General features: G+C 43.9%; 15 protein-coding genes and 1 pseudogene. 15 read left to right on the top strand and 1 reads right to left on the bottom strand.

Translation table 11 applies throughout. From position 1 onward, the window contains the following. Positions 1–269, bottom strand: a pseudogene (locus tag A3756_RS21675) (hypothetical protein); the annotation flags it as partial. A gap of 301 nt (positions 270–570) precedes the next feature. Between A3756_RS21675 and A3756_RS21670 the strand changes: the two are divergent. The 15 genes from A3756_RS21670 (at position 571) to A3756_RS29340 (ending at position 15,091) form a co-directional block, all read left to right on the top strand. Next, complete coding sequence (locus A3756_RS21670) at positions 571–1,218, top strand: TetR/AcrR family transcriptional regulator (RefSeq protein ID WP_068510621.1); 648 nt, start codon at positions 571–573, stop codon at positions 1,216–1,218. Further along, positions 1,205–2,110: an RNA methyltransferase gene (locus A3756_RS21665; RefSeq protein ID WP_231872195.1), complete on the top strand. Its 906-nt coding sequence runs from the start codon at positions 1,205–1,207 to the stop codon at positions 2,108–2,110. Before A3756_RS21670 ends, A3756_RS21665 begins: the two co-directional genes overlap by 14 nt. A gap of 35 nt (positions 2,111–2,145) precedes the next feature. Beyond that, the gene (gene cysE / locus A3756_RS21660; protein WP_068510617.1) at positions 2,146–2,919 is read left to right on the top strand and encodes a serine O-acetyltransferase; all 774 of its coding nucleotides are present in this window, start codon (positions 2,146–2,148) and stop codon (positions 2,917–2,919) included. 147 nt (positions 2,920–3,066) lie between these two features. Further along, positions 3,067–3,570, top strand: a complete 504-nt coding sequence (locus A3756_RS21655; protein WP_068510615.1) for a Fe-S cluster assembly transcription factor — start codon at positions 3,067–3,069, stop codon at positions 3,568–3,570. A 128-nt stretch (positions 3,571–3,698) separates the two neighbouring features. After that, entirely contained in the window at positions 3,699–4,847 is a 1,149-nt protein-coding gene (locus A3756_RS21650) for an aminotransferase class V-fold PLP-dependent enzyme (protein WP_068510613.1), read from the top strand. A gap of 150 nt (positions 4,848–4,997) precedes the next feature. Next, positions 4,998–5,426, top strand: coding sequence for a nucleoside-diphosphate kinase (gene ndk / locus A3756_RS21645; RefSeq protein ID WP_068510611.1), 429 nt, complete (start codon positions 4,998–5,000; stop codon positions 5,424–5,426). A 185-nt stretch (positions 5,427–5,611) separates the two neighbouring features. Then, on the top strand, positions 5,612–6,748 hold the full coding sequence (gene rlmN, locus A3756_RS21640) for a 23S rRNA (adenine(2503)-C(2))-methyltransferase RlmN (protein WP_068510609.1): 1,137 nt from the start codon (positions 5,612–5,614) through the stop codon (positions 6,746–6,748). An 89-nt stretch (positions 6,749–6,837) separates the two neighbouring features. Continuing rightward, entirely contained in the window at positions 6,838–7,665 is an 828-nt protein-coding gene (gene pilW / locus A3756_RS21635; protein WP_068554620.1) for a type IV pilus biogenesis/stability protein PilW, read from the top strand. Beyond that, positions 7,662–8,603, top strand: a complete 942-nt coding sequence (locus tag A3756_RS21630; protein WP_068554618.1) for a RodZ domain-containing protein — start codon at positions 7,662–7,664, stop codon at positions 8,601–8,603. The genes pilW and A3756_RS21630 overlap by 4 nt, the downstream gene beginning before the upstream one ends. A gap of 49 nt (positions 8,604–8,652) precedes the next feature. Continuing rightward, complete coding sequence (ispG, locus tag A3756_RS21625; protein ID WP_068554616.1) at positions 8,653–9,765, top strand: flavodoxin-dependent (E)-4-hydroxy-3-methylbut-2-enyl-diphosphate synthase; 1,113 nt, start codon at positions 8,653–8,655, stop codon at positions 9,763–9,765. Positions 9,766–9,839: 74 nt separating this feature from the next. After that, entirely contained in the window at positions 9,840–11,114 is a 1,275-nt protein-coding gene (gene hisS, locus A3756_RS21620) for a histidine--tRNA ligase (RefSeq protein ID WP_082865422.1), read from the top strand. Between the two features lie 168 nt (positions 11,115–11,282). Beyond that, a complete protein-coding gene (locus A3756_RS21615) occupies positions 11,283–11,942 on the top strand; it encodes a tetratricopeptide repeat protein (RefSeq protein ID WP_068554613.1) in 660 nt (219 codons plus the stop codon). 160 nt (positions 11,943–12,102) lie between these two features. Next, positions 12,103–13,347 (top strand): outer membrane protein assembly factor BamB, encoded by a 1,245-nt coding sequence (gene bamB / locus A3756_RS21610; RefSeq protein WP_068554611.1) that lies wholly within the window; start codon positions 12,103–12,105, stop codon positions 13,345–13,347. A gap of 10 nt (positions 13,348–13,357) precedes the next feature. Then, positions 13,358–14,800 carry a ribosome biogenesis GTPase Der gene (gene der, locus A3756_RS21605; protein WP_068510592.1) on the top strand — a complete coding sequence of 481 codons (1,443 nt, stop codon included), beginning with the start codon at positions 13,358–13,360 and terminating at the stop codon, positions 14,798–14,800. A 39-nt stretch (positions 14,801–14,839) separates the two neighbouring features. Continuing rightward, complete coding sequence (locus A3756_RS29340) at positions 14,840–15,091, top strand: cysteine-rich CWC family protein (protein ID WP_068554609.1); 252 nt, start codon at positions 14,840–14,842, stop codon at positions 15,089–15,091. The last annotated feature ends 243 nt before the right edge of the window (positions 15,092–15,334 follow it).

The following is a 15,334-nucleotide window of genomic DNA, read 5'->3' as shown; positions in this document are numbered from 1 at the left end:
AGGTTGTAGGGCGCGTGAAAGCCGTTAACTTGCCAGCTATCTTCTTTTACGTCGCTAGGTGTTTCATCGGGTGCGATAATGAAGTGGGTTGGGTTGGCTTTCTTTAGGCTATCAAAGAAGGTTTGAAATAAAGTAGATTCAAGATGGCTGACCAGCTTTTCATTAGCATTAGGGTCAGATTGGTTTGGATCATTTTTATCGATACTTTGATTAATATATTCGCATGCTTGACGAGAAGCGCGCAAAGCAATATTTAAAATAGGCTTCATAGTTACCACTTACATATAAAAAGTGAATGACAAAAGAACGAATTGATAAAGAGCGTATGGTGCAGTCCAGCGTACTGGAGACCAAGTGGGGCGGATCATAGCAAAAAAATGTGACAGAGGCACGCGAATATAGAAATCTCCAAGGTGCTATTCAGAGGGTCCCGGTGAGCAAATCTTGATTAGGTACTCCCATCTAGATTAAAACGGCGTTAAACTAGCGCTCTAGTTGGTGAATTTTCAGAGTGTGTACATCTAGCAGCCTGGTCACCTTATAATTTATTCGCAATTATATGGAACAACTTTGCAAGATAAAACAAATGACAGTCGTCGCAGGCCGACTCAGGCAAGAAGTAAAAAGCGTGTCGACGCAATTCTGAATGCAGCAAAATCCTTAATTTCTGAAAAGGGCAGCGCCCAACTTAAAATTCACGAAATTTCGGAGCGTGCTGGTGTTACCCCAGCTTCTATATATCAGTACTTTCCTAGTAAAAATGCGATTACCTTAGCGCTAGCTCAGGATACCTTTGATCAATCATTTAGCTCTTTGTCTGAAGCCTTGCCGGTGACGCGCTCAAAAGAAGAGGCATGCTTTGTGTTGCAAGAGGTTATTGAGAGCTACTATCAAGAATACCTTTCTGAGCCTGCCATGATGGATATCTGGGTAAGTGTTTCGGCAGACAAATCCTTACAGGATTTGGATATCGAAGATAGTCGCCGCGTAACGAAGCTAATTGTTGATTGTATTAAGCAATACTACGATGAACAGTATTGGGAAAAGTTACAACAGGTTGGTTTCCTACTTTCGCATATGGCAGGCTCTGCTGTTCGCATGGCTTTGTCGGTGCCTGCAAAAGAGGGGAGAGCGTTGATAGATTCCTTTAAGAGTCTGGTAAATCCAGCTTCTTTAGATAGTATGATATTTTTGGATATTGCCAGTGACTCAAAATAATATAGCGCTTAGTCGTGAAGAAAAACTGAGTGACCTGGTGACAGTTGTATTGGTTAGAACTAGTCATCCGGGAAATGTCGGTGCAGTTGCTCGTGCAATGAAAAATATGGGCTTAAGTCGCCTGGTCTTGGTCTCGCCATCAGAAGCCTATGAAAAAGATGAGCATGGTGAAATTGTTTATTTGTCTCCCTTAAATACTCACGATGCGATTAGGCGAGCTTCAGGGGCTGAAGATATTCTGGCAAAAGCAATGGTCTGCACTTCGCTTGATGAGGCTTTGGCTGGTAGTCAGATAGTGATTGGTGCTAGTGCCCGCAGTCGTAAAATGACTTGGCCGCTTATGAACCCTAGAGACTGTGCTTCCTTAGTGCTTGACAAGGTTTTAGCAGATGAAAACATCGACTCTAATGAGTGTGGCAGTTCGGTGTCGCTTATATTCGGTAATGAGGCGAGTGGCTTGAGTAATGAGGAACTGCACCGCTGTCATTATCATGTAAATATTCCAGCAGTAGAGAGTTTTTCCTCACTAAATTTAGCCATGGCGGTTCAGTTACTTAGCTATGAGCTGCGAATGGCTTTGCTATATCGACCAGATTGTTTGACCGAAAGCGTTGATAAATCTGTAACTGCCCCCAAACACCATTCATTGGCCAGTGTTTCCTCTCAAGATGAATCTTGGGATGAGCCGCTAGCAACTGTGTCCGAAGTTGAAGGGTATTTTAGTCATCTAGAAAAAACGCTAATAGAAGTAGGCTTTCATGACCCGGATAATCCTCGTCAGTTGATGACAAGGTTGCGGCGCTTATATCAGCGAGTTCACCTAGATAAGATGGAAGTTAATATATTACGCGGCATATTGACGGCAACGCTCAAGTTTGGTCGAAAAAAATAGAAGCTCCATATTTTTGGGGCTAGATAGGAAATTTTATGTTTGAAGGCTTGAAAGACGATATTCAGAGTGTATTTGATCGTGATCCTGCAGCAAGAAACACCTTTGAGGTGTTAACGAATTATCCTGGTTTACATGCCTTGCTGCTACATCGACTAGCCCATAAGCTCTGGCTCAGAAATTTTCGTTGGCTTGGGCGCTCCCTTTCAACTTTTAGTCGCTGGCTCACGGGAATAGAAATCCACCCGGGGGCACAAATAGGTAAGCGCTTTTTTATCGATCATGGCATGGGTGTAGTGATTGGCGAAACCGCAGTAATTGGAGATGATGTTACCCTTTACCAGGGGGTTACCTTGGGGGGCACAAGTTGGAACAAAGGTAAGCGTCACCCAACGCTTCAGGATGGTGTGGTGGTTGGCGCGGGTGCCAAGGTACTTGGGCCCTTTGATGTAGGGCAAAATGCTAAGATTGGTTCAAATGCAGTTGTTACTAAAGAAGTCCCGGCTGAAGCAACCGTAGTTGGAATCCCGGGACGAATTATTCTCAAATCAGTTCCTGAAACGGCTACCCCGGATGACAGTAAGCGTAAGAAAATGGAAGAGAACTTTGGCTTTGATGCTTATGGCTTAAGTGATGAGATGCCCGACCCGGTTGCGCGTTCGATTAGAAGTATGCTGGATCATATGCATATGGTTGATGAACGGATGAATGAAATGTGCAAATCCTTACGTAAGCTTGATGACGGTTATAACAAAGAGGCTGTACCTTCTATTGATGAAGATGACATGTGCTGTTTTAAAGATATTAAGTAATAGTTCGATTTGGTGAAGGGCTAATGTCTCAATTATTGGGGAGAGGCTTGAGAATACTTGATTAAATTACTCAGGTAATAGATAATTTTTCAGCAATGCATCGCTCCGATGCTGACTATAAACACTTCAAGAGACATGAATTAAGCAATGCGCCTAACCACAAAAGGTAGATATGCAGTCACTGCAATGCTTGATCTTGCGCTGCATGCTTGTCATAACCCGGTTGCCTTAGCAGATATCTCGCTTAGGCAGGGTATCTCTCTTTCTTATTTGGAACAGCTGTTTTCGAAACTTAGACAACGTAAGCTGGTTAGAAGTATACGTGGTCCGGGAGGCGGTTATCAGCTAAATGTTGAGGCTGCTGATATTTCAGTTGCCGCCGTTATTGATGCTGTTGATGAGTCAATTGATACAACTCGTTGCGGCGCCAAAAGCCGTGAGGGTGTGGAGGAAAAAGCTGAGAAAGGCGGTTGTCAGGACGGCGAGCAGTGCCTCACTCATCATTTATGGATGGATCTTAGCCAGCAAATACATAGTTTTCTAAATTCTATAAGTCTTCAAGACCTTATGAACAAACGAGAGGTTCAGGTTACTGCTATTCGTCAGAATGAAGCGGCAGAACTTATTAACTCAAGTTTATTAGATATATAGCATTCTGCGGGCTCTTTTCTATTGCAGTAGTTGTGCTTGTCGGTCAATTTACGTTCATGGTAATCAGAACTTCCTCTCTATATAATACGCGCAAAATTTAGTCTGTATTATTTTGTGAACCCTAATCTATGAATAAGCCTATTTACCTCGATTATGCGGCGACTACTCCTGTTGATTTGCGTGTGGCTGAAAAAATGTCCAAGTTTCTGACGATGGACGGTGTCTTTGCCAATCCAGCCTCCCGTTCTCATATATATGGTTGGCAAGCAGAAGCCGCTGTCGAGCATGGGCGAAAGCAAGTTGCCAGCTTATTATGCGCGGATACGCGAGAGATTGTCTGGACCTCTGGTGCGACAGAAGCGAATAACTTAGCAATTAAAGGTGCGGTGTTGGCGCGTAAGTCGCAGGGTAAGCATATTGTTACATCGATGACTGAGCACAAGGCAGTTATTGATAGCGTCAAGTTCTTAGAGTCGCAGGGTTATTCGGTGACTTGGTTGAAGCCTCGCGTCAGTGGGGGAATCTCAGTTGATGATGTAGCGCAGGCACTTCGCCCTGATACGGTTTTGGTCTCCTTGATGCATGTGAACAATGAAACTGGTGCGATTAATGATGTCTATGAAATCTCCAGACTTACGGAATCGAAGGGGATTCTTTTTCATATCGATGCTGCGCAGAGTGCAGGAAAACTAAAAGTAGACACGAACGAATTACGTGCCGATATGATTTCAATGTGTGCTCACAAAATCTATGGTCCGAAAGGTATTGGTGCCTTATATGTACGGCGCAAAGCTGATTTCACTCTTCCAGCGCAAATACATGGTGGTGGCCATGAGCGAGGAATGCGTTCTGGTACTTTACCTACGCACCAGATCGTTGCGATGGGAGAGGCCTTCGAGATTGCAGCGGCATCAATGACGGAAGAACAGGTCAGTATCTCTGATCTTAAATCCCTGTTTATGGAACGTATTTCGGGCTTGGGTTGTGTGCGTGTAAACGGTCAGTTCGAGCATTCGATTTCAGGTATTTTAAATCTGTCATTTGAGGGCTTGGATGGGCAGGTCTTGCTTTCTGCTCTGCCACAGTTAGCGATTTCGTCAGGCTCCGCGTGCACCTCGGCTAGCATGTCTCCATCGCATGTGTTGACAGCTATGGGCTTGTCTGACGAATTGGCATTGAGCGCCTTGCGTTTTTCCTTTGGTCGTTTCACAACTAAAGATGAAGTGCTGAAGGCCGCTGAGATGCTCTGCTCGGCAGTCACGCGAATGAAGGGCTAGAGTTCGCTAGTTTATTGGGCTAAAAGGCTGCTAGAGTTCTTTGTTTTAATATTTTTTAATGGCGTTATTGGTGAGTGTCTTTTTTCTGCTTTGCCCTGTATAATCCCGCCACAATTTTTTAACTTTTAAACTTACTTTGGAGATAAGCTCATGGCGGTAGAACGCACTCTTTCAATCATCAAACCTGATGCAGTAGCAAAAAATGTAATTGGTAAAATCTACAGCCGTTTTGAAAAAGCTGGACTAAAGATTGTTGCTTCAAAAATGATCCACATGGATGATGAAAAAGCTGGCGGTTTCTACGCTGAGCACAAAGAACGTCCTTTCTATGGTGACTTGGTTTCATTCATGACGTCTGGACCGGTTGTTGTTCAGGTTCTAGAAGGTGAAAACGCAGTTCTTGCTCACCGTGACCTAATGGGTGCAACAAACCCTAAAGAAGCAGCAGAAGGTACAATCCGTGCAGACTTCGCAGAGTCTATCGATGCGAACGCAGTACACGGTTCTGATTCAACTGAATCAGCAGCTCGTGAAGTATCTTACTTCTTCGCAGATGCAGAGATTTGCCCACGCGGCTAAGGCTACATTAGCCTAAAGCAAGCAGGATACCATTCCCTGTAGCGCCTCAAATAGACGCTCAGAGAAAGGATCCTGCTTTTTGTCGTTATTATAGCCGGATTAATAACGAGTAGACTTCGCTCAATAATTTGAATGATTGGGTGAATAAACATGCAGTTCGGCAGTATTTTTACGCGAGAGAATTTATGAGCGCAGATGTAACACCAGAAACCAAAAAAGTTAATTTGTTGGGTCTTCCACGGCAAAAAATGCTGGATTTCCTGGAGGGGATCGGTGAGAAACCGTTTCGTGCCAAACAAATCATGCAATGGATTCATCAATATGGTGTGCATAACTTCGACGAAATGACCAATATCAGCAAAGCGCTGCGTGAAAAACTTTCAAAGATCGCAACGATTGAAGGGCCAGATATTATCTATCAGGATATCTCGTCAGATGGAACTCGTAAGTGGGTGATGCAGATGCCTGGCGGTAGTAGTATCGAGACGGTGCTTATTCCTGAAGGTGACCGTGGAACCTTGTGTATTTCTTCTCAAATCGGTTGCGCTCTGGATTGTAGTTTTTGTTCTACTGGTAAGCAGGGTTTTAATCGTAACTTGTCTACAGAAGAGATTGTAGGTCAGATTTGGAATGCTATTGCCTCCTTTGAAGAACTCGACCGGGTAAAAGATCGTCCCGTAACAAATGTTGTGTTTATGGGTATGGGCGAGCCGCTGTTAAATTTTGACAATGTCATGGATGCTGTAGACATCATGATGGATGATTTCGCTTACAGCATTTCCAAGAAGCGTCTGACAATCAGTACTGCTGGTGTGGTGCCAGCAATGGATCGAATGGGCGAATTTACCGATGCCTCGATTGCAATATCCTTGCATGCACCAAACGATGAGCTTAGAAACGAACTGGTGCCGGTGAACAAGAAGTATCCGATTAAGATGCTGCTTTCATCGCTAAAAAGCTATCTGGATCAGCTTTCGGATAAACGAAAAGCGACCATCGAATATACCCTAATTGCAGGAGTGAATGATCGAAAGATTCATGCAGATCAATTGATCGAGATTTTGCGTGGAATTCCCTGTAAGATCAACCTTATACCTTTTAATCCTTTCCCAGGCTCAGGGTATAAAAAGCCCTCAAACAACGAGGTCCGATGTTTTCAGGATTGGTTGATTGCGGGTGGTTATATCACGACCGTTAGAACAACGCGTGGTGATGATATTGATGCGGCTTGTGGGCAGCTTGTCGGTCAGGTTGAAGATCGAACGAGACGCAGTGCGCGCTACGCGGATGCAGCAAATACAATTGCTGCAAAACAGCTATAAAATATATTGGTTTGGTTAATTTTTATAGAAAAAGAGACCGCAATGAAAGCGGCTCGTATAAAAAATAGAAAAAGGCAGATTAAATTCGCATGCTGTTTTTGAATAAACAATACAGATTCTTATTGAAGGGCTGGCTGATAGTCTTCTGCCTTCTCTTGCAAGCTTGTGTGACGACGACCAATAGTTCGCTAACTGATAAGGCCGATCCGGTTGTCGCAGTAGGGCGTTATGTGACGCTTGGTCTTGAGTACATTAAGCGGGATGACCTGCATCGAGCTCGAAAGCACCTGAACAGAGCGTTGGAGATATCACCACTGGATGCCCCAGCTAACGCAGCTATGGGCTTGGTTTACCACCAGGAAGGGGAGACAGTTGCTGCTGAGAATTACTTTAAACAGAGTTTGGAAACCGACCCAAGCTATACGCGTGGAAGAAGTTATTACGGCGCGTTTTTGTATTCAGTTGACAGAATTGAGGCGGCGCTTGAACAGTTTAAACTAGCATCTGAAGATACGCGTTATGAAGGCCGTTCACAAATATTCTCTAATATCGCTTTATGCCAACTTAAACTAGGTAATAGTGCTGAAGCAATTGAAGCTTATACCAGTACTTTGCGCTTGGATCGTAGTAATGGTCGTGCGCTATCTGGTGTAACGGAGCTGCTGATCCAGTCCAACGATTTTGAAAGAGCTCAGCATTATTATAATCGCCTCGTACGGTTGATTCGTGAGCGCGGTATGCAACACTCAGCTCAGAGTTTATGGCTGGGAATCAGGATTGCCAATTATTATGATAGTTCTCAGCAAGTGATTACTTTGGCAGGCTTACTCGAGCAAATGTATCCCGATACTGAAGAAAACCAGCTTGCCAAGAGTTTACTTGGAAAAAAAATAACGCTAAATGGTGCTAGTCGATGAGTAAGGAAACAGCTGATATTTCGTCAAGCCCAGGCTTAATTCTCCGGACTGCACGAGAAGAGTTAAAATTTTCTATCGACCATGTTGCACATGATCTTCACCTAAGGGCAAGTGTTGTGCAGTCAATGGAGAATGAAGATTATGACGACTTCAGTAGCGATGTTTTCTTAAAAGGTTATTTTCGCTCTTATTGTCGTTTGGTTAACTTGCATGAAGAGCGAATGGTTGAGCTGCTTGAGGTTCAGTTACGTACTCGCAAGAATGAAATCGAGAATGTAGCCTTAAATGCTAAAAAAGCCGAGAAAGCGAAATTCCGTAAGAAATTGGTCAGTGTGCTGTTTGCATTGGCCTTAGTCGCTGGTTTGAGTGTCTATGTTTTAGGATATTTATTGGTAGAAGATAAGCCTCTACAAGAGGGAAGCCCCTTACCTGAAAGTACGACAAGCTCTCCAAGCAGCTTATCACCGAGTACTGAAACAGAAGGCCAAAAGATTATACTGGATGACCCAAAATCTGAGCTACCAGCTGCTAAAAATGCTGCACAGACTCTGGCAAACGAAAAGATAGTGATAAAGGCTGTGCCAGAAAAAACTGAGATAAACACTTCCACGGCTTTGCCCCAAGACGCGTCAAACATAGTGGAGCTGAGCCCTGAGGGCGGTAATTCTCCAGTTGTTGAGGAAAAACAGTTTTTTAATGCAAACTTTACTGCGGAGTTTAGTGGTGATTGCTGGTTCAAATTTACTAATGCAGAAGGTAAAACTGTATTTGCTGCTTTAAAACGTGCTGGCAATAAAGTTAATTATACAGGGCCAGCTCCTTTTACAATGGTGCTGGGCGATGCCAAACAGGTTCAGGTTGAGTTTGAAGGGAAGACGGTTGATTTGAAACCTCACACTGCCAAGAATGGCAGAGTTCAATTGACCTTAAGTCCATAATGCTAATGAATTGTTATGAGTGGCCTTCAACGGTCAAAGGATTAAATGAATGAAGTTTGAATCGCCTATAAAACGCAGAAAATCCAAGAAGATATGGGTTGGGGATGTAGCTGTCGGTGGCGATGCACCTGTTGCTGTGCAGAGTATGACCAATACTGAAACCTGTGATGTTGAAGCGACGGTAGCGCAAATAAAGGCATTGCAGGACGCAGGTGCTGATATCGTGCGTGTTTCAGTTCCTAGTATGGAAGCGGCAGAAGCATTCAAAGAAATAAAGAAGAAGACCTCTATTCCACTTGTTGCTGACATTCACTTTGACTACAAGATAGCCCTAAAAGTAGCCGAATACGGCGTGGATTGTCTGCGTATTAACCCTGGTAATATAGGTAAAGAGGACCGTATTAAAGCAGTAATTGACTGTGCTAAAGAGAAAAATATCCCGATTCGTATCGGAGTTAATGCGGGCTCATTAGAAAAAGATTTGCAAAAGAAGTATGGCGAGCCAACCCCTGAAGCCTTGGTGGAGTCGGCAATGCGTCATGTTAATATCCTGCGGGCTCATGATTTCGATAACTTTAAGGTCAGCCTTAAAGCTTCAGATGTTTTTATGACAGTTGCTGCGTATCGAATGATTGCTGATCAAATTGAACAGCCTTTGCATTTGGGTATTACCGAAGCCGGGGGTTTTCGATCAGGTGCGGTTAAGTCTGCCGTGGGTTTGGGGATGTTATTAATGGATGGCATTGGCGATACGATTCGAGTGTCGCTTGCTGCCGACCCTATTGAAGAAATCAAAGTTGGTTTTGATATTCTTAAAAGTTTAAAGATTCGCTCAAAGGGTATTAATTTTATTGCCTGCCCAAGCTGCTCTCGACAAAACTTTGATGTTGTTCAGACAATGAATGAATTGGAAGAGCGCTTAGAAGACGTCACGACGCCATTGGATGTTGCGATAATTGGCTGTGTTGTAAATGGTCCGGGTGAAGCTAAAGAAGTAGACGTTGGTCTGACCGGTGGATCGCCGAATAATTTACTTTACCTTGATGGAAAGCCGGACCATAAATTAGCTAACACAACACTTGTTGATGATTTAGAGCGAAACATCAGGTCCAAGGTCGCAGCCAAAGAGGCCCAGGAGTCTCAGGTGATTGCAAAAGCATAGAATTTAACACTGTAATTTTTCCTCTTGCTTGCTAAGTGAGCTCGAGAGAAGTTCTAGATAATAAGGATTAAACCTTGGCAAAAATACAAGCTATCCGTGGAATGAATGATTTGTTACCCGGGCAATCTGCAGTTTGGCAGTACTTGGAAGGGCATATAAAAGGTGTGCTCCAAAGTTATGGCTATCAAGAAATTCGCATGCCTATTGTCGAGCAGACAGAACTATTTAAACGCTCTATCGGAGAAGTTACCGATATCGTTGAAAAAGAAATGTATACCTTTGAAGATAGAAACGGTGACAGTTTAACCCTGCGCCCTGAAGGAACTGCATGCTGCGTTCGAGCAGCCGAGCAGCATGGTCTATTGTTCAACCAGACTCAGCGCTTGTGGTATACAGGGCCGATGTTCAGACATGAGCGTCCACAAAAAGGAAGATATCGCCAATTCCATCAGGTCGGTGTTGAGTGTTTTGGTTTTAAAGGGCCTGATATTGATGCTGAGTTGATCATGATGACTGCTCGCTTGTGGAAGCAGCTTGGTTTATCTGAACATGTGGTGTTAGAGATAAACTCTTTAGGCTTGCCTGAAGAGCGCAAGTCCTTTAAAGATGCATTAGTTGCTTATCTTGAAGGTTATGCTGATCAGCTTGACGAAGATAGTCTGCGTAGGATGAAAACAAACCCTCTAAGAATCCTGGATAGCAAAAATACTAAGACCCAAGAGATTCTCGCGAATGCGCCAAGTCTGTTCGATTTCTATGGAGACGAGTCTAAGAATGACTTTAACGAGCTATTGTCGCTGCTGGATCATGCAGATATCAAGTATCGTGTTAATCATGGCTTAGTACGAGGTTTGGATTATTATTCGAAAATGGTCTTTGAGTGGGTGACAGATGCCTTAGGTGCTCAAGGCACGGTATGTGCTGGTGGGCGCTACGATGGTCTGGTTGCTCAGCTTGGCGGAAGGCCAACTCCGGGAGTTGGTTTTGCAATGGGGGTAGAGCGTTTAGTGCTACTGCTTGAAGAGCTGAAGCTTGTCCCTGAGTCGGTAAGCGAGCATGTCGATATTTTTATTGTGGCGGCAGGAGAAGGTACTTTACATAAAGCCTTTGAAGTTGCTGAGTTGCTTAGAAGTGAAACTTCCTTGAGAGTACTGCAGAATGCAGGCGGTGGTAGTTTCAAGAGTCAGATGAAAAAAGCTGATAAGTCTGGCGCACCTCTTGGTATCATTATTGGCGAACAGGAGCTGGAAAATGATACGTTGGTAGTCAAACGACTAAAAGGTGAGGGTGGGCAAAAGCTGGTTAGTTTTGCAGAGCTCTTAACAGAAGTGAATTCTGCATTTAGTTAAAGCTTGGGAGTTGCCGGGAATTTGGCTGTATTGCCAAAAAGTAAGCAACACTAGCTGTTTTTAATGCTGCGAACTCGACCGAGTCGGTTATAATGCAGCGCAATACAATGATAACGAAGGTGCCCAGTAAGGGTGCCAAGACAAAAACAAGGTAGACAGGAGCAAGACGTGGACAACCTTTCAACAGAAGATGAACAACTGGCGGCATTGAAAAAGTGGTGGAGCGATAACGGTAATTCACTATTGATGGGTATTGGTGCAGCGCTGGTTATTGTGTTTGGCTGGAAGGCTTACCAGAACAATGTGATTCAGGAAAAAACAGCAGCGTCTTTGCAGTATCAACAATTGGTAACAGTCGCTACGCAAAACGATTTTGATAGTGAAGACGAAGCGGAAACAGTCAGCTACTTGGCAGAGCAACTGAAAGATGAGTTTGAGGGCACTGAATACGCTTTGTATGCTGCGATGTTTATGGCAAAAGACCTGGTAGAAGACAAAAACTACGAAGGTGCAGCAGAGCAGCTAAATTGGGTTTTATCAAAAACAGAAGATGTTCGTCTTCAACATATTGTCACCGCTCGTTTAGCTCGTATTTTATCCGCGCAAGAAAAGCATGGCGATGCTTTGGCCTTACTTAAGCCAAGTGTAGAGTCGTTTAAAGCGAGCTACCTTGAAATAGAGGGTGACATTAAAAAGCGACAAGGTGATATCCCTGGCGCTATCGAGGCATACAAGAATGCTTTCGAACTTATTAAAGAAGAGCCTCAGGCGCAACCTTTGTTGGCGGTTAAGCTGTCAGACTTAGGTATCGATCCTAAGACCCTATAATCAATTTTGCCCCTTTTTGTCAGCCAGCATTGCCTAGGCTGAAAACTACAAAGGGGCGAGAATTTATCTTTCAAAGGCAGCTAAGCTCTGCCTTTTTTGTTTTTATATAGTGTTTGAAGTAATCATACAGAACGCTAAGTTGCATTAGGGATTTCATAGCATGGCGCTAGAGAAAATACATCGGTGGTGTAAAAAGGTCGCCTTTCTTGGCCTTTTGTCTTGTTTGCTAGCTGCTTGTAGTAGTTCGCCAGTAAATCAGCCTGCAGAGCTTGATATCGACTTCAAAGACCAAATTAACTTTAAACGTATATGGAAGAAGTCGGTAGGAGAAGGTGATCAAGAACTAAAGCTTCAGCTTTCACCTATCCTTAGAGATGATAAGATTTACTCAGTCGATACTGAAGGCTTACTTAGTGCTATAGATCGTTTATCCGGTAAGACTCTCTGGCGTCATGAGCTGGATGAGACTATTAGCAGCGGCTTAGCAGTTGACCGAGATAGCCTCTATGTTGTGACGTTTTCTGGTTATTTAGTGTCACTACAACTTGAAAATGGCCAAGAGAATTGGCGCTCTCCGCTAAGCAGTGAAGCAACGGCTCCGCCAGCAGTAAACGGAGAACTGGTGATCGTTCAAACTATTGATGGCAAAGTTGCTGCTTTCGGGGCACAAGATGGCAAGCAACGCTGGCGTCATGATAGTGTTGTGCCGATACTTTCCTTACGAGGTACTGCCAAACCTTTAGTATCGAGGAAGTATACGGTGACTAGCTTCGCCAATGGTGAGTTGCTCACATTGAGGAACGACATTGGTTTGCCTCTCTGGAAAGCAACACTTGCTCTACCAAAAGGGCGCACAGAACTAGAGCGTTTGGTCGACTCGGATGGTCAGCCTTTGCTTGATGGTGATACCCTTTATGCAGCCGCTTACCAAGGTAAAATATTTGCTTTAAGTGCGCTCGATGGGCAGGAAATTTGGTCTAAAGAAATTTCATCTTTTAACAAGCTCGCGTTAGGCTTTGGCAAGCTCTTTGTTACCACGGATAAAGGTGAGATTATTGCGCTTGATAAGCAAAGTGGAAAGGAGTTGTGGCGAAATGAAGAGTTCTTATATCGTCGTTTAGGCTCACCAGTGGTCTTTGACCAGTTTGTGATGGCCGCTGATTTCGAGGGCTATATCCATGTGCTATCAGTGCTGGATGGAAAAGTACTTGCACGGAAATACCCTGACAGTGATGGTGTCATGGGTGAGATGATTGTAAAGGGCGACCGGCTATATGTTTATGCACGTTCTGGTGACATAGTATCGTATCAGTTGAATCCGAAGGTAAAGGACCTTAGACCCTTGGGTTCGAGGTTTAGAAATAGAAGACTTTTCGAAGAGTCGTCTAACGAATATAGAGATTAAAGGTAGATAGATGGTTCCTGTAATAGCGCTAGTAGGTCGTCCTAATGTAGGTAAATCTACCTTATTCAATCGTTTGACCAAAACAAAAGATGCAATTGTCGCAGACTACGCAGGCTTAACTCGGGATCGTAAGTACGGCTCTGGAGTGGCGTTGGATAAGAAGTTCATTACTATCGATACCGGTGGTATAAGTGGTGATGAAGTCGGGATCGATGCTGTCATGGCTGAGCAGTCCTTGTTGGCAATAGAAGAGGCTGATCTAATCTTCTTTGTTGTGGATGGCCGGGATGGATTGACCCCTATTGATGAAGAGATAGCTCGTCATATCCGACAAACGGGAAAGCCTTATACCCTGGTTGTTAATAAAATTGATGGCCTTAATGCTGATACTGTTGCCAATGATTTCTACTCGCTGGGTATGGAGAAGCTGCGCTTAACCGCAGCCTCTCATAACCGCGGTGTTAAATCGCTGATCGAAGATGCAATGGAGGACTTCCCGGAACAAATCGAGGAAGATGATGAAGCAAATGGTTGTAAAATTGGTATTATCGGACGACCAAATGTTGGTAAGTCTACCTTGGTTAATCGACTGCTTGGTGAAGACCGTGTTGTTGTTTATGATCAACCTGGTACCACGAGAGATAGCGTCTATATTCCTTACGAACGCCGAGAAAAGCCCTATACCTTGATCGATACGGCAGGTGTGCGCCGTAGGAAAAATGTTAAAGAGGCGGTAGAGAAATTCTCCATCATCAAGACCTTGCAAGCGATACAAGATGCCAACGTTGTTGTTGTCGTTATCGATGCCAGAGAAGGTGTCGTTGAGCAGGATCTTCACCTGATTGGCTTTGCTATGGATGCCGGGCGAGCGCTGGTATTGGCGGTCAATAAGTGGGATGGAATGACCCAAGATGACAAAAAGTCAGTAAAGAGAGAGTTGGATAGACGTTTAGTTTTCCTTGACTATGCACCTATTCATTTCATCTCAGCCAAACATGGAACCGGCGTGGGGGATTTATATAAGTCTATCGACCAGGGTTATAAATCTGCTTTCGATAAGTGGCCGACCAAACGTTTGACAGAGTTGCTTTCAGATTTAGTATCTGATCACCAACCACCAATTGTTCGTGGCCGACGGGTCAAGCTTCGTCATGCTCACCAGGGGGGATCAAATCCGCCTATCATCGTAGTGCATGGATCTAAGACTGATGACCTGCCAGATAGCTACAAACGTTATCTAGAGAAGAGCTTCAGGAAAGTACTTAAGATTAAAGGTACACCCATTCGTTTTGAATTTAAGTCGAGTGATAACCCTTTCGCTAGTCCGACTAACAAAATGAATGAGAAGCAGAGAGCTAAAAAAGCCCGTATTACCAAATCCAGAGAATTTGGTAACCGCCGTGGTAAAAACTCAACACGTAAGAGTAAAGGAAAGGGCAGTACTTCTCGTTAATTGATTTTAACGAGGGCTTGCCTAGGTGTTTAGCTTTCTATGACTGAACTGCATCCCCCTAAAGAAGATATTTGCCCCAGATGTGGCAAAGCAAACCTATGCTTGAATGTCATTAAAAAAGACCTTTCAACGGGGGCTATGATACCACCTAATACTGTTAGTATTCAGGAAGAGCCTTGTTGGTGCGCCTCCGTTAAATTGAACTCTAATCAACGGGCTGAAGCATCAAAATTTGGTAATGGTTTATGTTGTTTGTGCGCAAGCTGCATTGCTGAAATTCAAGCGATATAGCTGCCCTATTACCACTTTAAAAAAAGAAAAAGCCTATTTCCCCCTGTATGTGATCTCGTAAATATTTGTTACTTTCCCTTCACAGAGCCTTTTAAGTCGCTTTATACTCGAACCGTAGTGTGCAAAAAATAAACAGTTTTTGCATCACACCAAAATTTATATTTGCGCGTTCCCTCTATCGACGCGAGGTTACCACCTCTTACGACTTGTTTGAGTAGTCGTGGTCATAAGCCAGTATATATT

It is taken from the genome of Oleiphilus sp. HI0086, from assembly GCF_001635225.1.
Note: the sequence above shows the minus strand (reverse complement) of the source record. Positions and strands in the feature narration are given on the sequence as shown.

Coding starts and splice junctions, on each gene's coding strand:
- cysE (WP_068510617.1), top strand. CDS start 2,146: ATGTTTGAAGGCTTGAAAGACGATATTCAGAGTGTATTTGATCGTGAT.
- A3756_RS21655 (WP_068510615.1), top strand. CDS start 3,067: ATGCGCCTAACCACAAAAGGTAGATATGCAGTCACTGCAATGCTTGAT.
- A3756_RS21650 (WP_068510613.1), top strand. CDS start 3,699: ATGAATAAGCCTATTTACCTCGATTATGCGGCGACTACTCCTGTTGAT.
- ndk (WP_068510611.1), top strand. CDS start 4,998: ATGGCGGTAGAACGCACTCTTTCAATCATCAAACCTGATGCAGTAGCA.
- rlmN (WP_068510609.1), top strand. CDS start 5,612: ATGAGCGCAGATGTAACACCAGAAACCAAAAAAGTTAATTTGTTGGGT.
- pilW (WP_068554620.1), top strand. CDS start 6,838: ATGCTGTTTTTGAATAAACAATACAGATTCTTATTGAAGGGCTGGCTG.
- A3756_RS21630 (WP_068554618.1), top strand. CDS start 7,662: ATGAGTAAGGAAACAGCTGATATTTCGTCAAGCCCAGGCTTAATTCTC.
- ispG (WP_068554616.1), top strand. CDS start 8,653: ATGAAGTTTGAATCGCCTATAAAACGCAGAAAATCCAAGAAGATATGG.
- bamB (WP_068554611.1), top strand. CDS start 12,103: ATGGCGCTAGAGAAAATACATCGGTGGTGTAAAAAGGTCGCCTTTCTT.
- der (WP_068510592.1), top strand. CDS start 13,358: ATGGTTCCTGTAATAGCGCTAGTAGGTCGTCCTAATGTAGGTAAATCT.
- A3756_RS29340 (WP_068554609.1), top strand. CDS start 14,840: ATGACTGAACTGCATCCCCCTAAAGAAGATATTTGCCCCAGATGTGGC.